The 21,905-nt window shown below is 64.4% G+C and carries 21 protein-coding genes; 8 read left to right on the forward strand and 13 right to left on the reverse strand.

The window, feature by feature from the left end; genetic code table 11:
• Window positions 1-16: 16 nt before the first annotated feature.
• From QFZ41_RS06045 to QFZ41_RS06060, 4 genes are all read right to left on the reverse strand, one after another.
• The gene (locus tag QFZ41_RS06045) at window positions 17-1,387 is read right to left on the reverse strand and encodes a pyridoxal-phosphate dependent enzyme (RefSeq protein WP_306850733.1); all 1,371 of its coding nucleotides are present in this window, start codon (window positions 1,385-1,387) and stop codon (window positions 17-19) included.
• Window positions 1,388-1,568: 181 nt separating this feature from the next.
• The gene (locus QFZ41_RS06050) at window positions 1,569-1,796 is read right to left on the reverse strand and encodes a YdcH family protein (protein WP_429197922.1); all 228 of its coding nucleotides are present in this window, start codon (window positions 1,794-1,796) and stop codon (window positions 1,569-1,571) included.
• A gap of 491 nt (window positions 1,797-2,287) precedes the next feature.
• Window positions 2,288-2,953 carry a DUF4398 domain-containing protein gene (locus tag QFZ41_RS06055; protein WP_429197923.1) on the reverse strand — a complete coding sequence of 222 codons (666 nt, stop codon included), beginning with the start codon at window positions 2,951-2,953 and terminating at the stop codon, window positions 2,288-2,290.
• The gene (locus tag QFZ41_RS06060) at window positions 2,953-3,480 is read right to left on the reverse strand and encodes a DUF4398 domain-containing protein (protein WP_429197924.1); all 528 of its coding nucleotides are present in this window, start codon (window positions 3,478-3,480) and stop codon (window positions 2,953-2,955) included. The genes QFZ41_RS06055 and QFZ41_RS06060 overlap by 1 nt, the downstream gene beginning before the upstream one ends.
• Before the next feature lie 120 nt (window positions 3,481-3,600).
• On the opposite strand from QFZ41_RS06060, the gene QFZ41_RS06065 reads away from it, so the two are divergent.
• Window positions 3,601-4,683 (forward strand): PilT/PilU family type 4a pilus ATPase, encoded by a 1,083-nt coding sequence (locus QFZ41_RS06065; protein WP_426287855.1) that lies wholly within the window; start codon window positions 3,601-3,603, stop codon window positions 4,681-4,683.
• Between the two features lie 99 nt (window positions 4,684-4,782).
• Here QFZ41_RS06065 and maiA read toward each other — a convergent pair whose 3' ends face one another.
• Window positions 4,783-5,430 carry a maleylacetoacetate isomerase gene (gene maiA, locus QFZ41_RS06070; protein ID WP_429197925.1) on the reverse strand — a complete coding sequence of 216 codons (648 nt, stop codon included), beginning with the start codon at window positions 5,428-5,430 and terminating at the stop codon, window positions 4,783-4,785.
• 255 nt (window positions 5,431-5,685) lie between these two features.
• Here maiA and QFZ41_RS06075 point away from each other — a divergent pair, with 255 nt between their 5' ends.
• From QFZ41_RS06075 to QFZ41_RS06085, 3 genes are all read left to right on the forward strand, one after another.
• A complete protein-coding gene (locus QFZ41_RS06075) occupies window positions 5,686-6,852 on the forward strand; it encodes a phosphoglycerate kinase (RefSeq protein WP_429200194.1) in 1,167 nt (388 codons plus the stop codon).
• Window positions 6,852-7,502: an HAD hydrolase-like protein gene (locus tag QFZ41_RS06080; protein WP_429197926.1), complete on the forward strand. Its 651-nt coding sequence runs from the start codon at window positions 6,852-6,854 to the stop codon at window positions 7,500-7,502. The genes QFZ41_RS06075 and QFZ41_RS06080 overlap by 1 nt, the downstream gene beginning before the upstream one ends.
• Before the next feature lie 228 nt (window positions 7,503-7,730).
• The gene (locus QFZ41_RS06085; protein WP_429197927.1) at window positions 7,731-8,504 is read left to right on the forward strand and encodes a hypothetical protein; all 774 of its coding nucleotides are present in this window, start codon (window positions 7,731-7,733) and stop codon (window positions 8,502-8,504) included.
• Window positions 8,505-8,570: 66 nt separating this feature from the next.
• Here the strand turns inward: QFZ41_RS06085 and tkt are convergent, their stop codons facing one another.
• On the reverse strand, window positions 8,571-10,583 hold the full coding sequence (tkt, locus tag QFZ41_RS06090) for a transketolase (RefSeq protein WP_429197928.1): 2,013 nt from the start codon (window positions 10,581-10,583) through the stop codon (window positions 8,571-8,573).
• Between the two features lie 225 nt (window positions 10,584-10,808).
• Here tkt and QFZ41_RS06095 point away from each other — a divergent pair, with 225 nt between their 5' ends.
• Both QFZ41_RS06095 and QFZ41_RS06100 read left to right on the forward strand, forming a co-directional pair.
• Window positions 10,809-11,540 (forward strand): porin family protein, encoded by a 732-nt coding sequence (locus tag QFZ41_RS06095; RefSeq protein ID WP_426286837.1) that lies wholly within the window; start codon window positions 10,809-10,811, stop codon window positions 11,538-11,540.
• Window positions 11,541-11,757: 217 nt separating this feature from the next.
• Window positions 11,758-12,342, forward strand: a complete 585-nt coding sequence (locus QFZ41_RS06100; RefSeq protein WP_429197929.1) for a porin family protein — start codon at window positions 11,758-11,760, stop codon at window positions 12,340-12,342.
• An 82-nt stretch (window positions 12,343-12,424) separates the two neighbouring features.
• Here QFZ41_RS06100 and QFZ41_RS06105 read toward each other — a convergent pair whose 3' ends face one another.
• From QFZ41_RS06105 to QFZ41_RS06120, 4 genes are all read right to left on the reverse strand, one after another.
• Window positions 12,425-13,450, reverse strand: coding sequence for a class I fructose-bisphosphate aldolase (locus QFZ41_RS06105; protein WP_429197930.1), 1,026 nt, complete (start codon window positions 13,448-13,450; stop codon window positions 12,425-12,427).
• A gap of 105 nt (window positions 13,451-13,555) precedes the next feature.
• Window positions 13,556-14,026 (reverse strand): energy transducer TonB, encoded by a 471-nt coding sequence (locus QFZ41_RS06110; RefSeq protein ID WP_429197931.1) that lies wholly within the window; start codon window positions 14,024-14,026, stop codon window positions 13,556-13,558.
• A 296-nt stretch (window positions 14,027-14,322) separates the two neighbouring features.
• Entirely contained in the window at window positions 14,323-15,792 is a 1,470-nt protein-coding gene (gene pyk / locus QFZ41_RS06115; RefSeq protein WP_429197932.1) for a pyruvate kinase, read from the reverse strand.
• A gap of 32 nt (window positions 15,793-15,824) precedes the next feature.
• Window positions 15,825-16,649, reverse strand: coding sequence for a S1/P1 nuclease (locus tag QFZ41_RS06120; RefSeq protein WP_429197933.1), 825 nt, complete (start codon window positions 16,647-16,649; stop codon window positions 15,825-15,827).
• Between the two features lie 173 nt (window positions 16,650-16,822).
• Here QFZ41_RS06120 and gap point away from each other — a divergent pair, with 173 nt between their 5' ends.
• Entirely contained in the window at window positions 16,823-17,839 is a 1,017-nt protein-coding gene (gene gap, locus QFZ41_RS06125; RefSeq protein ID WP_426286832.1) for a type I glyceraldehyde-3-phosphate dehydrogenase, read from the forward strand.
• An 82-nt stretch (window positions 17,840-17,921) separates the two neighbouring features.
• Entirely contained in the window at window positions 17,922-18,461 is a 540-nt protein-coding gene (locus QFZ41_RS06130) for a hypothetical protein (RefSeq protein ID WP_429197934.1), read from the forward strand.
• Here QFZ41_RS06130 and QFZ41_RS06135 read toward each other — a convergent pair.
• Genes QFZ41_RS06135 through hppD form a run of 3 tightly spaced genes read right to left on the reverse strand, consistent with a single transcriptional unit; the run spans window position 18,451 to window position 21,861 of the window.
• On the reverse strand, window positions 18,451-19,431 hold the full coding sequence (locus tag QFZ41_RS06135; protein ID WP_429197935.1) for a fumarylacetoacetate hydrolase family protein: 981 nt from the start codon (window positions 19,429-19,431) through the stop codon (window positions 18,451-18,453). The genes QFZ41_RS06130 and QFZ41_RS06135 overlap by 11 nt on opposite strands.
• A 15-nt stretch (window positions 19,432-19,446) precedes the next feature.
• Window positions 19,447-20,757 carry a homogentisate 1,2-dioxygenase gene (hmgA, locus tag QFZ41_RS06140; protein WP_429197936.1) on the reverse strand — a complete coding sequence of 437 codons (1,311 nt, stop codon included), beginning with the start codon at window positions 20,755-20,757 and terminating at the stop codon, window positions 19,447-19,449.
• A 15-nt stretch (window positions 20,758-20,772) separates the two neighbouring features.
• On the reverse strand, window positions 20,773-21,861 hold the full coding sequence (gene hppD, locus QFZ41_RS06145; RefSeq protein ID WP_429197937.1) for a 4-hydroxyphenylpyruvate dioxygenase: 1,089 nt from the start codon (window positions 21,859-21,861) through the stop codon (window positions 20,773-20,775).
• Window positions 21,862-21,905 lie beyond the last annotated feature (44 nt).

Here is a 21,905-nt window from a genome sequence, read left to right on the forward strand (position 1 = left end):
GACGCTTCCCCTTTCCTTAATTGACTTTGCGGCGCAGGTAATTGAGCAGGTCGATACGGGTGATGAGGCCGAGGAACTGCTCGCCGTCCATCACGATCGCGACATGGCCCTTCTCGAACACGGGTAGCAGGGCCTCGATCGGCGAGGTGACCTGGAGCATTTCCGGCGACGCGATCATCGCCGTCGACACCGGGTCACGAAACCGGGTTTCGTCCGCATGCACGTGCAGGAGCACATCGGATTCGTCCAGGATGCCGACCAGGCGGTCATCCTCCATCACCGGCAACTGCGACACGTCGTACAGCTTCATGCGGTTGTACGCGGTGATCAGCATGTCGTCCGGCTTCACCACTACCGTGTCGCGCTGGGCGTACGGACGCAGGATGAGGTCGCGCAGGTCGCCGAAGCGCTCGCGTTCGAGGAAGCCGTTGTCGAGCATCCAGTAGTCGTTGTACATCTTCGACAGGTACTTGTTGCCGGTGTCGCAGACCAGGGTCACCACACGCTTCGGCGTGGTCTGTTCGCGGCACCACTTCAGCGCGGCGGCGAGCAGCGTGCCCGTGGACGAGCCACCCAGCACGCCCTCTTTCGCCAGCAGTTCGCGCGCGGCGAGGAAGCTTTCCTTGTCGCTGATGGCATACGCCTTCTTCACCATCGAAAAATCGCTGATCGACGGGAGGAAGTCTTCACCGATACCTTCCACCATCCAGCTGCCGGACTTTTCCGACAGCGTACCCTCGTTGATGTACTGGGCCAGGATCGAGCCGACCGGATCGGCCAGGACGATCTCGGTGTTCGGCGAATGCTCGCGCAGATAGGCGGTGAGGCCACTCATCGTGCCGGACGAGCCGCAACCGACGACGATCGCGTCGACCTTGCCATCGAGCTGTTCGAGGATTTCCGGCCCGGTGGTCTGCACGTGCGCCAGCGGGTTGTCCGGGTTACCGAACTGGTTGATGAAGTAGGCCCCCGGCGTTTCGCGGGCGATGCGCGCGGCCATGTCCTGGTAGTACTCGGGATGTCCCTTGGCCACGTCCGAGCGGGTGAGCACCACCTCGGCGCCCATCGCCTTGAGGTTGAAGATCTTCTCGCGGCTCATCTTGTCGGGGACGACCAGGATCAGCCGGTAGCCCTTCTGCTGTGCGACCAGCGCCAGGCCAAGGCCGGTGTTGCCGGCGGTGCCTTCCACCAGCGTGTCGCCCGGCTTGATCTTACCGGCGCGCTCGGCGCCCTCGATCATGGACCGGCCGATGCGGTCTTTCACCGAACCGCCGGGATTGGCGCTCTCGAGCTTCAGGAACAGTTCGCAACAGCCCGTATCCAGGCGCTGGGCACGCACCATCGGGGTGCGACCGATCAGTTCGAGGACGCTGTCATGAACACTCATTGGGACTCCGTGGGTTGATCCGGCGCGGCCCCTTCGACCTCGCCCTTTGGGCGCACATGATAAAGGGTGGCGCGCTGAACCGATGCCCGGCTTCTCGGCCGATCCAAAACGATGTATGGGATGACCATAAAAAAACGGGCACGTTCCCGTGCCCGTTTCCGTCCTGCACCGGCCAGCCGGTTCAGTGTCGTGATTTTTGCCAGCTTTCCCACATTCGCTGGAGTTTCTCCTTGGCCTGCAGCTTTTCCTTCTTGAGTCCGGTCAGGCTCTTGTCATCGATGGGCAGGCAGCCGATGTTGGCATCGTGCAGCTTGGTATCGAGTTCCTGGTGGCGGTAGAAGAGACGACGGGTTTCGGCATCGGCGTGGATGAACTTCTCGACGTCGTCGCGCTGCTGGTTTTCGAACATAGCAATCTCCTCGCGGTGGGATCGGCCCGCGGCGCGGACCGGTCGTGAGGGGAGACATGCGAGGCACTGTCCGCGCATCGGCGGAAGGGAGGATCGCGATGCGATGTGCCTGGTGAACGTACGCATGCTCCGGCAGGGCCGCCACGTGTTTTTCCCGTGACGGGAGTTCGAAGCTACTCCGCTCGCCAGGGGGGTGCAAGGGCGATTTTTCTGAATTTCCCGCAGGAAATTCGGTTGCTGGTGCAACGGTTTACGTGACAGGCATCCGCCAGCCCGCATGGTTGCTGGCGGTATGCCGTGGACCACACAAAGGTACGGCCTGAGCCGGTACGTGGGATGGGGAGGGGGTGGGTGGGAAGCCGCTTAAGCGGCGATGGGTGCTTGCATCACCCTGGCCCGCTGCCGCGGGATCGCCGCTTAAGCGGCTTCCCACCCTTCCCACCCTTCCCACCCTTTCCACCCAAATTCCACCCAGTTACAGGGAGGACGGCTTAGTTACCGCCGCCCTTCTTGCTCTTCTTCGGCGTGCTCGTGGCCGGCGAGGAGGCTGGGGCGCCGCCGTCGGACGAGTTGACGTCGCGCATCGCTCGGGCGGCGGCTTCCGCGAGCGCGGCCTGCTTCTTGGCGGCATTGGCCACCTTGGCCTGCGCGGCGGCAACCTGGCGGGCCTTTTCGCCTTCCGCCTTGGCCTGCTCCAGCGCCTGGGAATACTCCACGCCCTGCTGCTGCAGGCGGGCGGCCTCTTCCTGGATCATCTGGTTCTGCATGCGCTGCTGTTCGAGCTGGCGACGGGCCATCTCGGCGTCGAGGCGGCTGGCCTCGAGCAGGATGGCGTCGTGCTCGCGGTCCAGCTGGGCGCTCTTGTTCTGGGCATCCTGGTACTGGGCCATGGCCTTGGCGATGTCCACGCGGCGCTCGGCGATGTACCGGTAGTGGGCGTGTTCCTTGTCCTTGGGCTTGAACTGCGCCATCTGGTTGATCGCCTCGCGGGCACGCGCCTGCTCCGCCTGAGCATAGCCGCCGAGGGTGGGATCGGACGAGAGCTGGTCGAGGCTGGAATTCAGGCGGCGCACGTCGAGATCGTCGGTGGCGGCCATGGCGCTACCCGCCGAAACGGCAAGGACGAGCGCGGATAGGAGGAGGGTCGATCGTTTCATCACTGGCCTCCCTGGTTGTCGTTCAGGGGCTGGGTCTGGCCGCCGGGCGGCGGCGGGGTGTTGTCGGTCGGCTCCGGCAGGACCGTCTCCGATTCATGCACGTTGCTGGGAATGGGCACCGTGTCGTTGGCGTGGTTGTCGATCATCTCCACGCGCATCCGCGAGTTTTCCTGGCTCTTGGCGGTGTTCTGCGCGCGAGCCGCGCCAAGGCGCGCCTTGGCGCGAGCCAGTTCGCTGTCCGCACGGGACTCCTCGGCCAGCGCGGCCGCCTCGTCGTACTTGCGGCTGGCCATGGCCGCCTGGGCCTGGCGGAATTTGCTTTGCGCGTAATCGAGGTCGACCGGCGCATAATCGGCCGCCCCCGCATCGCGCGCGGCTTGAAGTTGGGCGAGGGCCTGGTTCATGGCGCCATCGGGCGGGGGCACGCTGGCACAGCCAGCGAGGGTGGCGATCGCCATGGCCAGGGCGGCCACGGCAAGGAGCCGGCGGCCCTGGGACAGGGCTTTCGACGGCAAGTTGTGCACCATCACTCGTTCCTCATACAGATTTGCGAGATATTGTCGATATACAGGTCAGTGAGACCGTCGTCTCGATTGTAATGCGAACGCCCGGGGGTTTAGGTGGATATCGGTTATTTCCTGAAGCTAATGGTGGACAAGGGCGCGTCGGACATGTTCCTGACGACCGGCGCCCCCGTGAACATCAAGGTGGAAGGCAAGCTTTACCCGCTCGGAAATACCGGCCTGCCGAGCGGCATGGTCAAGAAAATCGCCTATTCGCTCATGGACGAGGGCCAGGTGCCCCAGTTCGAGCGCGACCTCGAGCTCAACATGGCCCTGGCCGTGAAGGAAGCCGGGCGTTTCCGCATCAACGTGTTCAAGCAGCGCGGCGAGATCGGCATGGTCATCCGTGCGATCAAGAGCGAGATTCCCTCACTGGAAGAGTTGCGCCTGCCCACGATCTTCCGCGACCTCATCATGGAGCCGCGCGGCCTGATCCTGGTCGTGGGCGCCACTGGCTCCGGTAAGTCGACCACGCTGGCCGCGATGCTCGACCACCGCAACAGCAACAGCTCGGGCCACATCCTCACCATCGAGGATCCGATCGAATACCTGCACCGGCACAAGCGTTCCATCGTGAACCAGCGCGAGGTGGGACTGGATACCCACAGCTATCACGAGGCGCTGAAGAACGCGATGCGCGAGGCGCCCGACGTGATCATGATCGGCGAGATTCGCGACACCGACACCATGGAAGCCGCCATCTCGTTCTCCGAGACCGGTCACCTGTGCCTGGCCACCCTGCACTCCAACAACGCCGACCAGACACTGGAGCGCATCCTCAACTTCTTCCCGGAATCGGCGCACAAGAACGTACTGATGAACCTGGCCCTCAACCTGCGCGCGGTGATCAGCCAGCGCCTGGTGATCGGCAAGGACGGCCGTCGCATGCCGGCGACCGAGGTGCTGCTCAACACCCCGCTGATCCGCGACATGATCCGCCGCGGCCAGATCCACGAGGTGAAGGACGCCATGGATCGCAGCCTGCAGGAAGGCATGCAGACCTTCGACCAATCCCTCTACCGGCTATACAAGGAAGGCCAGATCACCCTCGACGAGTGCCTCAACAAGGCCGACTCGCGCGATGGCCTGGCATTGAAGATCCGGCTTTCGGAAGGGGCGTCGGGTAACGAGTTCGCGTCGAGCGACCCATACGGTATCGGCGTCTAGCGCCGCCCGATAGCGGCCTGGCGGGAGGCTTGGGTGGGAGCCGACCCTGTCGGCGATTCCGCCCTGCTCTGGTGGGAGCCGACCCTGTCGGCGATGCTCTTAAGGCGCATCCGGCTGCGCCTCAGGCGCGGCCCGCTGGAACGCCTCCAACGCCTGGCAAGCCTCCGCCACCCGCCGGATCGTCGGATAGGGCGTCAGGTCCACCCCCCAACGTACGGCGTTGTAGAACTGCGGCACGAGGCAGGCATCGGCCAGGGTGGGCGTATCGCCATGGCTGTAGCGGCCGGTCGGCCCCTGCGCCAACAAGGCTTCGAGCCCGTTGAACCCATGCGCTATCCAGCGGCGCGACCACGCCTCTTTCGCCGCGGCATCGGCGCCGAACTCCGACTCGATCGCCTTGAGTACTCGCAAGTTGCCCAGCGGGTGGATATCCGCCGCGACCGCCTGCATCAATTCGCGGACACGCGCCCTTCCCTGCGCATCGGCAGGCATCAGCGGCGGCGTGGGCCGTGTCTCGTCGAGGTACTCCATGATCGCCATCGACTGGCGGATGACGCGGTCGCCATCGAGCAGCGTGGGTAGCTGCGCCTGCGGCGACACCTCGCGGTAAGCAGGTTTCAGGTGCTCCCCGCCATCGTTGACCAGATGGATGGGGCGGGCCTCGTAATCGAGGCCCTTGAGGTTCAGGGCGATACGTACGCGATAGACGGCGCTGGAGCGCCAGTAGGTGTAGAGGACTAGGGACATGCGGCTTCCTTCTATGGCGTGGCGGATTCTAATGGGTGGCGGCGGGGAAGCCTTGCCGCGCCGCCGCGCGGATCGCCGACAGGGTCGGCTCCCACCACGAGCCGGAAAGCCTGGTGGGAGCCGACCCTGTCCGAGCCGGGACGCCTGGTGGGAGCCGACCCTGTCGGCGATCGGATTTGCCCCACCCTCCAAGGGCGCGGACAATATCCGTTTCCCCTCGACCCAGAGCTGGAGTCCACCGTGTCCGTCACCCGCATGCAAGACCTCGACCTGCGCGGCAAGCGCGTGCTGATCCGCGAAGACCTCAATGTCCCCGTGGAAAACGGCAAGATCACCTCCACGCAGCGTCTGGACGCCGCGCTGCCCACGATCGTCGCCGCCCGCGACGCCGGCGCGAAGGTCATGGTCATCTCCCACCTCGGCCGCCCGAAGGAAGGTGAATTCGACGAGGCCTCGTCGTTGAAGCCGGTCGCCGATTGGCTGGGCAAGAAACTGGGCAAGGACGTGCGCCTGATCCGCGATTATCTCGACGGCGTCGACGTGTCCGATGGCGAGGTGGTCGTGCTCGAGAACTGCCGCATGAACGTCGGTGAGGGTAAGGATGACGAAACCCTGTCGAAGAAATATGCCGCCCTCTGCGACATCTTCGTCATGGACGCCTTCGGCACCGCGCACCGCGCGCAGGCTTCCACGCACGGCGTGATTCGCTTCGCGCCGGTCGCCGCCGCCGGTCCGCTGCTGGCGAAGGAGCTCGATGCACTGGGCAAGGCGCTCGAGAACCCCGACCACCCGCTGCTGGCGATCGTCGCCGGCTCGAAGGTATCGACCAAGCTCGAACTGCTGCAGAACCTCGTCGGTCGCGTCGATCAGTTGATCGTCGGTGGCGGCATCGCGAATACCTTCATCCTCGCCGCAGGTCACAAGGTCGGCAAATCGCTGGTGGAGGCCGACCTGCTCGATACCGCGAAGAAGATCATGGCCGATGCCAAGTCGCGCGGCGCCGAGGTACCGGTTCCGACCGACGTCGTCGTCGCCACGGAGTTCTCCGCCAGCGCCACGGCCACGGTGAAGGCCGTCGATCAGGTGGGTGACGACGAGATGATCCTCGACATCGGCCCCGACACCGCCAAGCGCTATGCCGAACTGATCGCCAAGGCTGGCACGGTCGTGTGGAACGGCCCGGTCGGCGTGTTCGAATTCGACGCCTTCGGCAAGGGTACCGAAACACTGGCGCGCGCCATCGCCACGTCGAAAGCCTTCTCGATCGCCGGCGGTGGCGACACCCTCGCGGCGGTCGACAAGTACGGTATCGAAGACGGCGTCTCCTATATCTCCACGGGCGGCGGCGCGTTCCTCGAATTCCTCGAAGGCAAGGAGTTGCCGGCCGTCGCCGCGCTCCAGGCACGTGCGGATAGCAAGTAATGCTGATCCTCTTCGACCTCGACGGCACCCTGATCGACTCGGAGGTCGGCATCTTCGCGGGCGTTCGCCATTCGCTGGCGAGCGTTGGCGCCGAGGCCCCCGACGATACCGCCCTGCGTTCCTGGATCGGCCCGCCGTTGCGGGTGAGCTTCGGAGAAGTCCTCGATGGTGACAGCGTTCGCGTGGAAGCGGCGGTCGCCGCGTATTCGCAGCGCTTCCGCGATATCGGCTGGTCCGAACACACGGTGTACGACGGCATCGCGGATGCGATCGCTTCCCTGGCCAGTGCCGGACACCGCCTGGCGGTGGTGACGAGCAAGGTGCGCGCGCACGCCGAACCCATCTTGGCGCACCTCCCCTTCGGCCATCTCTTCGAACGCCTTTACGCGCCCGGCCCGGAAACGGCGCACAGCGAGAAGGCGGAGATGATCGCCGCGGCGCTCGCCGACTTCGACCACCCCGCCGACGACACGCTCATGATCGGCGACCGTCGCTTCGATATCGAAGGCGCCGTCGCCAATCGCGTGCGAGGTGTCGGAGTACTCTGGGGTTTCGGAGACCGCGAGGAACTGGAAGTCGCGGGCGCGTGGAAAGTGATCGAAAAACCAGCTGAGATCGTGACGGTAGCCGGGGTGCTCGTTCCTGGGTGACAAGCGACGCCATCTCTGCTGGATACGACTAGTCCCCACGCAACATTGCGGCCACATTCTGCGTTTTTTTCCGTCGAAATCCGTAGGAAGAGGACAATCGGCTCATCATCAACGAGCCAACGGACGGCACTACAAAAGGATCTCGCCGATACTCGTCAATTCCGGTACCGCCTATCGTTTACCTCGCCATCACCAGATGGCGAAAGGCAAAACATCCAGGATGGAAACATGACTACGATACGATTAGCCGGAATGACCGCGTTTGCCCTCGGCGCACTTTTCTCCAACGCGGCATGGTCGAGGGTGCTGGAACCAGGGCAGAGCATTACCGTCAACGAACCGCTCCTGTCGGAGGACAACCGCTATTACGGGACGCTGCAGTCAGACGGAAATTTCGTCGTGTATCAAAACTACGGAACCCGTCGCGCAGTCTGGTCTACACGCACGGTGGGAAAGGGAGCGGTCCGCGCGATGCTCCAGGCCGATGGCGATTTCACGCTACTCAATGCAGGCAATGCTCCCGTGTGGCGGACCAACACAAGGGGTCCTTATCGAAAGTTCGCAATCACTGAGCACGGCCAAGCCATGGTTCTGACGGTGACGGACTGGTGGACAAGCAAGACAGGGGACCATCGTTTCAAACAACAGAATGCACTGATTTTTCCCTTTGGATTTCATTTTGAAAAGGGACGGCAATACGAACAGGGCATGTACGGCTTTAGCTTGCAACACGATGGAAATATGGTGTTGAAGCGACACGGAACTCCGATCTGGGCGTCACACACATACGGCGCGACATACGCCTATGTCGGACCCGGACTGATCATCGGCGACGCGAGTGGCGAGCGATTTCGGATGAAGGGACGTTATAAGGAGGCCGCGCCGGGTACCATTCTCTACGCCAAACTCGGGTCGGTCGCCGTGTTTCCTGATGGGAATCTCGTGGCTTATCGCGCCACGCAAGTCTGGAGTTCGCCGCGCGACTGGTACGAGACCAATTGACTGGAATCTAGCGAATATCTATGTCAGCAAAAAAACGAGGCCCCCCTTTCGGGGGCCTCGCTCGTCTTACTTGATCACACTCTTCACCGCATCCACCACCGCCGTGGTGGTGATGCCGAAGTGTTCATACAGCTTGTCGATCGGGGCGGATGCGCCGAAGGTCGTCATGCCGACCGCCTTGCCGTCCAGGCCGATGTACTTCGACCAGAAGTCGACGCTGGCCGCTTCCACCGCCACGCGAGCGCGGCACCATGACGGCAGGACACCTTCACGATATTCGACCGGCTGCGCGTCGAACTCTTCCGTGCAAGGCATCGAGACGACACGAACCGGCACGCCCTGGTCACCCAGCGCCTGCGCGGCTTCGACGGCGATGCCGACTTCCGAGCCGGTGGCGATGATGATCGCCTTGAACTTCTCCTGCGACTCCCAAAGAACGTAGCCGCCCTTTTCGATGTCCGCGACCTGCTGCTCGGTGCGCGGATTGTGCTTGAGGTTCTGGCGCGAAAAGATCAGGCACGACGGGTTGCCTGCGCGTTCGATGGCCTTCTTCCACGACACCGCCGACTCCACGGCATCGGCAGGACGCCACACCCGATTGTTCGGGATGAGGCGGAGCGAACCCAAGTGTTCCACGGGCTGATGCGTGGGGCCGTCTTCGCCCAGGCCGATCGAGTCATGGGTGTAGACATGGATCGCATGCGCCGGGATCAGCGCCGACATGCGCACGCCGTTGCGGGCGTAGTCGGAGAACACCAGGAAGGTGGCATCGTAGGGAACGAAGCCGCCGTGCAGGGCGATGCCGTTTGAGATCGCCGTCATGCCGAACTCGCGAACGCCATAGTGGATGTAGTTGCCTTCGGCACCACCGGTGGCGATGTTCTTCGAACCCTTCCAGATGGTGAGGTTCGAGGGAGCGAGGTCGGCCGAACCACCGATCAGTTCCGGCAGGAGCGGACCAAAGGCGTCGAGCGCCATCTGCGACGCCTTGCGCGAAGCGACCACCGGGCCTTCCGCCTGCAGCTTCTTGATGTAGGCGGCGGCACTTTCCTTCCAGTTGGACGGCAGTTCACCGGTAATACGACGCTTGAATTCGGCGGCGAGTTCCGGGAACTCCTTCGCGTACGCGTCGAACTTGTCGTTCCAGGCCTTCTCGGCCTTGGCACCGGCGTCCCTGGCATTCCACGAGACGTAGATCTCTTCCGGGATCTCGAAAGGACCGTACTTCCAGCCCAGCCTTTCACGGGCGGCCTTCACTTCGTCCGGACCGAGCGGGGCGCCGTGCGAGGATTCCTTGCCTTCCTTGTTCGGCGCGCCGAAGCCGATCACCGTCTTGCAGATCACCAGCGACGGCTTCTCGCTCTGCGAGGTGGCGGCAGCGATGGCCTTCTTGATCGCCTCGGCGTCGTGGCCGTCCACCGGCTTGTCATCGTCCCCGACGACGACGTTCCAGCCGTAGGCACGGAAGCGCTCGGCGGTGTTGTCGGTGAACCAGTCGTGGACTTCGCCGTCGATCGAGATGCCGTTGTCGTCGTAGACCGCCACGAGCTTGCCGAGCTTCAGCGTACCGGCGAGCGAGCAGACTTCATGCGAGATGCCTTCCATGAGGCAACCATCGCCGACGAACACGAAGGTGTGGTGGTCGACGATGTCATGGCCCGGGCGGTTGAAACGCGCGGCGAGCACTTCCTCGGCGATGGCGAAGCCGACGGCATTGGCGAGACCCTGGCCGAGCGGACCGGTGGTGGTCTCGATGCCCGGCGTGTGGTGGTACTCGGGGTGACCGGCGGTGCGGAAGCCCAGCTGGCGGAAATGCTTCAGATCCTCGATGCCAAGGTCGTATCCGGTCAGGTGGAGCAGCGCATATTGCAGCATCGAGCCGTGGCCGTTGGACAACACGAAACGATCGCGATTGGGCCAGTGCGGATTGGTCGGGTTATGGTGGAGGAAATCGCCCCACACCACTTCAGCGATGTCGGCCATGCCCATCGGCATGCCCGGGTGACCGGACTTGGCGGCTTCGACACCATCCATGGCCAGGGCGCGGATCGCGTTTGCGCGTTCGCGGCGTGTCGTCATCGGCGTTCTCCAGTTAGCAGGCGGCGGAAAAACTACGATTGTCGCGCATTGGTTCCTGCTTGTCGTGGACGTTCGTGCCGCAACGCACAAGTTAACCTCGGCTTAATCTTTTAACATCGATTTTTGAATCTCTTCAGGTACGGGGGGTTCTAATCATTCACGGCCATCGACCTCCCCCATCCCCCAACGGACGGTGGCCGCCCCGAAAAGAAGAGGAATATCTCCATGAAAAAGGCAGCTCTTGCCCTTGCGGTTTCTTGCGTCTCGTTCGCGGCCATTCCGGCCTTCGCCCAGGACAGCAACCCTGCTGTGTCCGGCAATTACCAGCCCAGCCAGGCCGTGGGTAGCGGCAACTGGTTCATCGGCGCCAACGTCGGCCGTACCAACGGTAGCGACACCGGTGGCTTCGGCAGCGACACCGGCGGATTCAACTTCCTTCACGGCGAGAAAGACCGTCGCACGGGCTACGGCCTGCTCGGTGGCTATCGCTGGAAGGTCGGCCCGGACCTCGGCCTCGGCGTCGAGGCGGGCTATGCGGACCTCGGTAACTACCGTGTGAAGAACGTCTTCGAATCGGGCCAGGATGTGGACCAGAAGGGCACGCGCAACGCGCTGCGTGGCTGGATGGTCGGCGTCAACGGCAAGATCAACCTGGTGCCGCAGTGGTACATCAGCGCGCACGGTGGTTACTTCCGCGCCAATGACAACAACCAGAACTACAACAACAGCGTGGGTCAGGACCTCGGCTTCTCCAGCGGCGGCCGCCCGGATCGTGGCAGCTGGTACGCCGGCCTCGGCACCGGCTGGGACGTCAACGAGCACTTCGGCGTGGGTGTCAGCTATGACTACTTCCATGCCGATGCCGGCAAGGTTCGCAACAACGCCACGGGCGAAGTCTCCCGCGGCCTGAAGCGCTCCACCGGCATCGTGTCGCTCGCCGGCGAATACCGCTTCTAAGCTTCACGAAAAAACTGTCCTTCAACGACTGAGCCGCGACGCCACTCCCGTCGCGGCTTAATCGTTTCTTAATACTGCACTAAGCGGTATTGAATCTATCGGACGGCCCCACATCTAACGTTCTACGCACGGCACCCCCGCTCGTGCGTCGCAGCGCAGACGGCATTCCCCCGATGGCCGCGCCGCGAACAAGAACAAAAAGCAGGAGAGATCCACCATGAAGAAGACCCTTATCGCCCTAGCCCTGGTCGCCGCCGGCATGGCCGCGGCCCCCGCCTTCGCGCAGGACGCCAATGGCGCCGGCGGTTGGTTCATCAATGGCAACGTCGGTCGCACGTCGGTCGACAAGGACCGTTACGACGGCCACGACACCGGTTATGCGCTCAACGGCGGTTACCGCTGGACCGTGAGCCCGTGGGCCGCGCTGGGTGTCGAGGCGGGCTACAACGACCTCGGCAACATCAATGCGAAGAACTTCTTCAACGGCGACCGCGTCGTCGACCGCCGCAAGTCGGAGCTGCACGGTTGGACCGCCGGCGTGAACGGCCACTTCAACATCGACCCGAAGTGGTACATCAGCGGCCGCGCGGGTCTTTATGGCTGGAAGGGCCACGGCGTGAGCAATGACGACGTCGACCGCCACAACCTCGACAAGACCAGCTGGTACGCCGGCGTGGGCGTGGGCTACGACTTCACCCCGAACTGGAGCCTGGGCATCAACTACGACCACTACGACGCGAAGAAGGACGGCCTGGACCTGTCGACCAACATGACCTCGGTCTCGGCGGAATACCGCTTCTAAGTCCGCTTCGGTCTCGGCCGAAACGAAAAACCCGGTGCCTCGCGGCACCGGGTTTTCTTTTGCGCAGCGGGTCGGCGAGCTATCAGCCGCCCTTCTTCCAGCGGCCGAGCGCCGCGTCGCCGTTTTCCTTGGCACGTGCGTAGACGACGTCCTGCGCCTTCTGCACGTTGTTCTGCTGGTCCTTCGACCAGACGTTCAGCGCCTCGGCGACGAGGGCGCGGCCGTAGGAGAAGCTGACCGGCCACGGATGCGGGCCCATCTGGTTGATGAGGTTCAGGTGCTCGGTGGCCTGGGCGTCGGTCTGCCCGCCCGAGAGGAACACGATGCCCGGCAGGGTCGCCGGCACGGTGGTCTTCAGGACGCGGATGGTGGCGTCGGCGACTTCTTCCGGCGTGGCCTGGGCTTCCTTGGGCGCGTGCTTGCCCGGAATCACCATGCTGACCTTCAGAATGGTGCCCTCGAGCATCACGTTCTGCTCGTACAGCGCGTTGAACAGGCTGCGCAGGACGGCTTCGTGCACTTCGTAGCTGACGTCGAGGTCGTGCGTGCTCTCCGGGCCGTCCATGACGATTTCCGGCTCGACCATCGGCACCAGCCCGGCTTCCTGGCACAGCGCCGCGTAGCGGGCCAGCGCGTGCATGTTCGCTTCGATCGCGGTGGAGCTGGGATTGTCCTCGGTGATGTTGATCACCGCGCGCCACTTGGCGAACTGGGCACCGAGCTGGGCATATTCCTTCAAGCGGTCACGCAGGCCGTCGAGACCCTCGGTGATCATGTCGCCGGGAAAGCCAGCGAGCGGCACCGGGCCCTTGTCCACCTTGATGCCGGGGATGATGCCGGCCTTCTTCATGGCCTCGACCAGGGGCACGCCGTCCTTCGTCTTCTGCCGGATCGTCTCGTCGAACAGGATCGCCCCGGAGATGTGCTCACCGAGCTTCGGCGTGGTCAGCAGGAGTTCGCGGTAAGCGCGCCTGTTTTCCTCGGTGTTCTCGACACCGGCGGCGTCGAAGCGCTTCTTGATCGTGCCTGTCGACTCGTCGACGGCGATGATGCCCTTGCCCGTGGCAACCATCGCCTGCGCGATCTGTTCGAGGTTTTCGATGCTCATGACAACTCCGTGGAAGTAGTGGTATGCCCCGCGAAGCCTGGGGGGCGGATGCAAAAACCGGCGGAGTATATGGGAATACCCCGTGGACGCCGTTGTGCGGCGCGATCAACTGGTCTGGTCGTAGCCGGGCAGCTTGCACTGGCTGAGGATGGCCGCCTTGCGGGCCGCATCGTCCGGCAGGTTGAAGCCGGCGACGTAGTAGGTCTGCACGGGCTCGGCGGTGCCGTTCTGCGAACCCTTCACGTAAACCAGCTGGTTGACGATGCTCACGCCCACCTGGCCGAGATCGCCGTCGGGAACGACCTTGGCGATGGTGGCGTTCCGCGTCTTGCCATCCGAACCGATCATGTAGGTGACGGCGACACAACCGGGCTGGTTGAGGTTCTTGCCCGTGTTGGGCACGTCGGCATTGATGGACTTGTTGGTGAGGAACCAATAGCCGGTCAGGCGCTCGGGAGCGACACGGCGTACGGTCTGCGCCGCGACGGTACCTGCGGCGAGAAGGAGGACGGCGGCAATGGCGCCGGTGCGGAAGCTGATGCGGATCATGACGCCCTCATGGATTTGCCAGGGCATCGAGTTTACTCCCGCCGGGGGATGCGGTGCGTGTGAAATCGTGCGGTGGGCATCCCGTGCCGGCTCCACGAGGGCATCCGGGTCTCAAGGAGTCCTTTGTGGGGGGCCCTTTGTGGGAGCCGCTTCAGCGGCGATGGGGTGCTCGCCCGAAGCTGCATCGGTGAGAGGATGCCGCGATCGGGAATCGCGGACAGGGTCCGCTCCCACCAAGCCGGCTTCGGTAGCGCCAATGGCTCCGGGAAACCGATACTTAGTGGGAGCGGACCGTGTCCGCGATGGGCGCCGAAGGCAGCCCGTTACAAGTCGCGCAGGCTATCCGCGATGCCGTCTTCGCCGACAACCAGCAACTTCAGCGTGTTGGTACCGCCGCCCCGGCCGATATGGTCGCCATGGGTAAGGATCACGCGGTCGCCCTTGGTCAGCTTGCCCAGTGCGAACAAGTGCTGGAGCGCGGCGCGGGCGGTATGCGCGGGGTCGAGGTTGCTCTGCTCGAAGTCCACCGGCTGCACGTCGCGCAACACCAGCATGCGGCGGCGGGCCATGTCGGACGGCGACATCGCGTAGATGGGCACGGCGAAGCGATAGCGCGACAGCCACTGCGCGGTCGCCCCGGACTCGGTCAGCGCGACGATCGCACGGACGCCGACCTGGGCCGCCAGCAGCATCGCCGCGAGGGCGATGGCCTGGTCGGAACGGTCGATCGAGTGCGTGTCCGGGCGCAGGTCATCGCGCGGCTCGAACTGGCGCTCGGCACCGAGGCAGATGCGGCGCATCGCGGCCACGGCCTTGTCCGGATGGGCGCCCGCCGCGGTCTCCTGCGAAAGCATGACGGCGTCGGTGCCGTCGATCACGGCGTTCGCGACGTCGAGCACCTCGGCGCGGGTCGGGATCGGCGCGGTGACCATCGACTGCAGCATCTGGGTCGCGGTGATGACCGAGCGATTGCGCTGCACGGACTCGCGGATGATCTTTTTCTGAAGCCCCGGAAGCTCGGCATCGCCGATTTCCACGCCGAGATCGCCGCGGGCGACCATGACGACGTCGGAGGCGTCGATGATCTCGCCCAGCACGGGGATGGCGTCGGCGCGCTCGATCTTCGAGACGATGGCCGCGTCGCCGCCGGCCTCGCGCAGGAGACGGCGCGCTTCGTGCAGGTCCGCGGCGGAACGGACGAAGGACACGGCGAGGAAGTCGGCGCCCATCTCGGCGGCGAGCTTGATGTCGTTACGATCCTTGTCCGACAGCGCCGCGACCGAAAGGCCACCGCCCTGGCGGTTCAGGCCCTTGCGGTCGGACAGGCGGCCACCGATCGCAACACGGCAGCGGATCTCGCTGCCCACGACCTCGACGACCGCGAGCGCGACCAGGCCATCGTCCAGCAGCAGGATGTCGCCGGCCGCCACGTCCTTGGGCAGGTCGTAATAGCTCACGCCGACGCGGGTCTGGTTGCCGGGAGGCGCGTCAGGACGGCAGTCGAGCACGAAGCTGTCACCTGTCATCAGGTCGACCGGGCCACCCGCGAACTTCTCGATGCGGATCTTCGGACCTTGCAGGTCGGCCAGGATACCGACTTCGCGGCCGACCTTGTCGGCTGCCGCGCGTACCGCGGCGGCGCGGGCGCGATGGTCGTCCGGCTGGCCGTGCGAGAGATTCAGGCGGACGATGTCCACGCCTTCCTCGAGGATTTTTTCGAGCATGCCCGGCGCATCGGTGGCGGGGCCGAGGGTGGCGACGATCTTGGTGCGGCGTACCTGGATTTCGGTCATGGAGGCTTACCTTGTCTTGAATGCGGGGCGGATCAGTCCAGCGTCTTGTTGAGCAGGTCGGCGAGGCGCCGGGCCGCTTCGCGCAGGCGCGTCTCGGCGATCGGCAGGTTCTTCGCCACGTAGGCGTCGTCGACGCGGTGGCCGTCGGGATAGAACCCCGGTGTGGCGACGATCGAGCAGGATTCCTCCGCCCACTGCGCGTACGGGTTGTCGAACGGCGCGATCGGGCGCGGCAGCTTCACCGGGCCTTCGGCAGCCAGGCGGTCGGCGTAGGCCTGCCACTTGAGGTCACGCGTGTAGAGCATCTGCGAGTCCCACACGCGGTGCAGGTTCGTGCCCTTGCCGTCGAACTGCACCTGGTACTCGTTGCCGCCCTTGTCGTTACGGTTGCCCGCGTGCAGCGGCTGGTGCACGTCGCCGACGAAATGGACCACGAATTTCAGCGCCTCGGCACGTTCTACGTTGGACTTGTGCCGGTCGCCGAGGATGGCCACGTACTTCTCCAGCCCGCCGACGACGCAGCGGCCGTCGGCGCAGTCGCGCGGCGGCATGTAACGGCACTTCCCGTCGCGGAAATTCACGTAGTGCAGGGGTCCGGTGGCCTTGCCGAGGTCTTCCTTCCCGGGCATGTCGCGCAGGTGGTCGGGCCAGCTGGCGACATCCGGCAGGGAGTCCGAACCGTCGGCCTTCAACAGCCGGGTCACCTCGGCACGGGCCGCGGGGTCCAACTGGCGCCAGGCCAGCTCGGCGACGATCCGGTGGCCGATGTCGCCCCAGGCCTGCACGGTGGCGGCGAAGGCGGGAATGGCGAGAGCCAGCAGGGCGGCGATGGTGCGGCGCTTAGAGAGGGCTTTCATGGACCAGTAAACGTTTCCGGGCGGGCGAACGGGCAAGTGTGCCACAGCCGGGCTGAGGTCCGGATGACAAATCGCGGCGATGCAGCAAGCAGGCCCCGGCGGCCTTCCGTTACCATGGAGGTTTACACCACCCGCCCCTACTTCGTTAGCACATCCCATCCCGGAGGCTGCACATGACCATCAAGGTCGCCATCAACGGTTACGGTCGCATCGGCCGCAACATCCTGCGCTCGCTCTACGAAGCGAAGAAGAACGGCCAGGACATCCAGATCGTCGCGGTCAACGACCTCGGCAACGCCGAGACCAATGCCCACCTCACCCAGTACGACACGGCCCACGGCCGATTCCCGGGCGAGGTGTCGGTCGACGGCGGCGACCTGATCGTCAACGGCGACCGGATCAAGGTGTTCGCCGAGCGCGATCCGTCGAAGCTGCCCTGGGGCGAGCACGAGGTCGACGTGGTGATGGAATCCACCGGCTTCTTCACCTCCAAGGCCAAGGCCGGCGCGCACATCGCCGGCGGCGCGAAGAAGGTGATCATCTCCGCCCCGGGCGACAAGGACGTGGACGGCACCTTCGTCTTCGGCGTGAACCACGACAAGCTGACCTCGCAGCACCAGGTCATCTCCAACGCCTCGTGCACCACCAACTGCCTTGCCCCGCTGGCCAAGGTCCTGCACGAGAAGATCGGCATCGTGCACGGCCTGATGACCACCATCCATGCCTACACGAACGACCAGGTCCTGACCGACGTCTACCACTCGGATCTTCGCCGCGCCCGTAGCGCCACGCACAGCCAGATTCCGACCAAGACCGGCGCCGCCGCCGCGGTCGGCCTGGTGCTGCCGGAACTCAATGGCAAGCTCGACGGCTTCGCCATGCGCGTGCCGACGATCAACGTGTCGGTGGTCGACCTCACCTTCACCGCCGCACGCGCGACGACCAAGGAAGAGATCGATGCCGCCATCAACGAAGCCGCCAATGGCTCGCTGAAGGGCATCCTTTCGGTGAACACGCAGCCGCTGGTCTCGATCGACTTCAACCACAACCCGCATTCGTCGATCTACGATTCGACGCAGACGCGCGTCATGGAAGGCACCCTGGTCAAGGTCCTCTCGTGGTACGACAACGAGTGGGGCTTCTCGAACCGCATGCTCGACATGGCCAGGGCGTTGATGGCCGCGAAATAAGCGTCACGACAATCGAATAAGTACGGCCACGGGGGGCCCGCAGCGATGCGGGCCCTCCTTTTTTTTGCACGGAGAATGATCGATGTCCCAAGGTGTCATCCTGGCGGGTTGCCTGCTCTGGCTTCCGCTAACCGCCGTCGCGGCGCATTGCACCGCCACCCAGCCGTCGACGGCGGACATCGTGGACCACGGTCTGCTCACCCCGTCGATCACCGTCGAACGCCGCCATCGCCTTGCGGACCGCCTGCTCTGCTCGGCCCTCGCGGGGAACGCGGCAAGCCAGGAACTGGCGGGCACGCTCTACTATCAGGGACGGTCGCGCCAGGGAAACGTATTGCCGCGCGATGTCTCCCGCGCACGCCGCATGCTCACCGCGGCAGCCAACAAGGGACGCCGGCATGCGATGCATCGTCTCGCGGAACTGGAGCTATCCGACGGGCATCCCTACGAAGCGGCCCTGTGGAATCGCGTCGAGTACGTGATGCATGGCACCTCATTGCCCCCACTGGCCCACCTGAATCGAACGATCGAGAGACGGGTGTCGCCGGATGCGCGGCTGGAGGCCGACGTGCTCCTGAAGGTCGCGGCGATACGCGACGCGATGGTGGCGCCTATGCCTTGAGGATCGCCTGTTCGATGGAACCGAAGATGGACGCGCCGTGCTCATCGGTGACATCGATTCGCACCGTGTCGCCGAACGAGAGGAATGGCGTGCTCGCCTCGCCGTCGCGCAGGGTTTCCACGGTCCGTTGCTCGGCGAGGCACGAGGCGCCCTTCGATGTGTCCTGGTTGGCGATGGTGCCCGAGCCCACCAGGGTGCCGGCGGTCAGCGGACGGGTCTTCGCCACATGGGCCACCAGTTGCGCGAAATCGAACTGCATGTCCACGCCGCATTCGGCTTCGCCGAACCACTTGCCGTTGATCCACGTGCGCATCGGCAGGTGCAGTTTTTCCTCTCGCCACGCTCCGCCCAGTTCGTCGGGCGTCACGAATACCGGCGACAACGCCGAGCGCGGTTTCGACTGAAGGAAACCGAAGCCCTTGGCCAGTTCGGCCGGGATCAGCCCGCGCAGCGATACATCGTTGACCAGGCCCACGAGCTGGATGTGTTCCGCCGCTTGCGCCGGCGTGACACCCATGGGCACGTCGTCGGTCACCACCAGCACTTCGGCTTCGAGATCGATACCGAACTCTTCGCTGGATACGGCCACCGGATCGCGTGGCCCGAGGAAGCCCGCGCTGGTCGCCTGGTACATCAGCGGGTCGGTGTAGAACGACGCCGGCACCTCGGCCCCACGCGCCTTGCGCACGCGCTCCACGTGCGGCAGGTACGCACTGCCATCGACGAACTCATAAGCGCGCGGAAGGGGCGCGGCGAGTTTCGCCATGTCCAGGTCGAACGCACCGTCCGCCTTGCCGGCGTTCAGCGCTTCCGAAAGGGTGTTCAGGCGCGGCGCCAGCGCGTGCCACTCATCCAGCGCCGCTTGCAGCGTCGGCGCGATGCCGGTGGCCTTCACGGCGCGGGTGAGGGTCCGGTCGACGACGACGAGCGTCCCGTCGCGGCCGCCCTCCTTCAGCGAAGCGAGTTTCATGCTTTTCCTTACAGATCAGGTGGCCGATGGATCGAAGTGCTTCTTCAATCCGCGCCAGCATTCGTAGTAGTCGCCCTGCAGCGCCGTCGATTCGAGGGCTTGCCGGCTGGGGCGGATGACCTTGCGTGTCTCGAACATGAAGGCCATGGTGCCGACGATATGATCCGGACGGGACGTGTCGGCGGCCGAAGCCTTCTCGAAGCTCGCCGCATCGGGGCCGTGTCCGCTCATGCAGTTGTGCAGGCTCGCGCCACCCGGCACGAAACCGCCCGCCTTGGCATCGTAGGCGCCGTCGATCAGGCCCATGAATTCGCTGGCGACGTTACGGTGGAAGTATGGCGGCCGGAACGTGTGTTCGGCCACCAGCCAGCGCGGTGGGAAGATCACGAAATCCATGTTCGCGACGCCCGGCGTGTCGCTGGACGAGGTGAGCACGGTGAAGATCGACGGATCGGGGTGATCCACCGCGATCGAGCCGATCGTGTTGAAACGGCGCAGGTCGTACTTGTACGGCGCGTAGTTGCCGTGCCACGCCACCACGTCCAGTGGCGAATGGCCGATGGAGGCCACCCACAAGCCGCCCTGAAACTTGGCGACGAGTTCGAAGCCGCCATCGACGTCCTCGTAAGCCGCCACGGGCGTGAGGAAATCGCGCGGATGCGCCAGGCCATTGGCGCCGATCGGGCCAAGGTCCGGCAAGTGCAAGGACGCTCCGAAATTTTCCGCGACATAACCTCGTGCCTCGCCATCGGGCAATTCGACGAGAAAGCGGATGCCTCGCGGCACGACGGCGATCTCCAGCGGCTCCACCTCGAGCACGCCGAGTTCCGTGCGGATGTGCAACCTGCCCTGCTGCGGCACGATCAGCAACTCGCCGTCCGCATCGTAGAAGTAGCGTCCTTCCATCGACCGGTTGGCGCGATAGAGGTGGATACCGATACCGGCCTGTTCCGCCGCGCCACCGTTGCCGCCCATCGTGAACAGGCCATCGAGGAAATCGGTGGGCTGGTCCGGCATGGGCAACGGGTCCCAGCGCAGCTGGTTCGGCGTGGCCGGTGCTTCGTCGAAGCGGTTGTGGAACGTCGCATGCGGCCGTTCCGTGAACGGTGAATGCTGTGCCGCCGGGCGAATGCGATACAGCCAACTGCGCCGGTTACGGTGCCGGGGCGCGGTGAAGGCGCTACCCGAGAGCTGCTCGGCGTAAAGCCCCATGGCCACGCGTTGCGGCGAGTTCTGCCCCGTGGGCAACACGCCGGCCACGGCCTCGGTAGCGAATTCGTTACCGAAGCCGGTCTGGTATCCGCGGGTATCGTCCGTGTGGCTCATGGTGGTGACCCGGTGTCAGAGCACGCCGCGACGCATCTGGTCGCGCTCGATCGATTCGAACAACGCCTTGAAGTTGCCGTTGCCGAAACCTTCGTTGCCCTTGCGCTGGATGATCTCGAAGAAGATCGGCCCGATGGTGTTCTGGGTGAAGATCTGCAGCAGCAACTTCTTCTTGGTCTCGTCGTCGGCGTCGATCAGCAGCTTGTTCTTCTGCAGGCGAGCCACGTCTTCGCCGTGATCCGGAACTCGCACGTCGATCACTTCGTAGTACGTCTCCGGTGTATCGAGGAAGGCCACGTCCTGTGCACGCATCGCCTCGACCGACTCGTAGATGTCATCTGTGAACAGCGCGATGTGCTGGATGCCCTCGCCGTTGTACTCGCGCAGGTACTCGTTGATCTGCGACTTCTCGTCCGACGACTCGTTGAGCGGAATGCGCACGAGGCCATCCGGCGCGGTCATCGCCTTCGACACCAAGCCCGTCTTCGCACCCTTGATGTCGAAGTAGCGGATCTCGCGGAAGTTGAACAGGCGCTCGTAGTACTCCGACCACTTCTCCATGTTGCCGAAATGGAGGTTGTGGGTCAGGTGATCGATGAAGGTGAGACCGAAACCCTTCGGACGCCGGTCGACACCCGGCAGCCACTCGAATTCGGCGTCGTACACCTCGCCCCTGGCGCCATAGGTGTCGACGAGGTAAAGCGCGGCGCCACCGATACCTTCGATCGTCGGCACCTGGAGAGCCAGCGTTTCCACCTTGGACTCGATCTTCTTCGCACCGTTGGACAGCGCCGTGGCCTGGACGTCCGTGGCCGGACGGTTGAAGCGAATGGCGAAACCGCACGCGGACGGGCCGTGCTTGGCGACGAATTCCGCCGCGAAGGAATTCGGCTCCTCATTCACGAGGAAGTTGCAGTCGCCCTGGCGGTAGAGGGTGACCTTCTTCGTCTTGTGCTTGGCGACCGGCGTGAAGCCGAGCCTCGGAAACAGCGTATGCAGCAGCGCCGGATCCGGCGCTGCGAATTCCACGAACTCGAAGCCATCGACACCCTGCGGGTTTTCGAAGGTGGTGACTTCCATACCGATGTTGGGCTGGGCGCTCATTGGGCGATACTCCTGCGACGGGCACGGCTTTGGCCGTATACCGG

The sequence above is a fragment of the Luteibacter sp. W1I16 genome, from assembly GCF_050434905.1.
In the GTDB taxonomy this organism is placed as follows: Bacteria; Pseudomonadota; Gammaproteobacteria; order Xanthomonadales; family Rhodanobacteraceae; genus Luteibacter.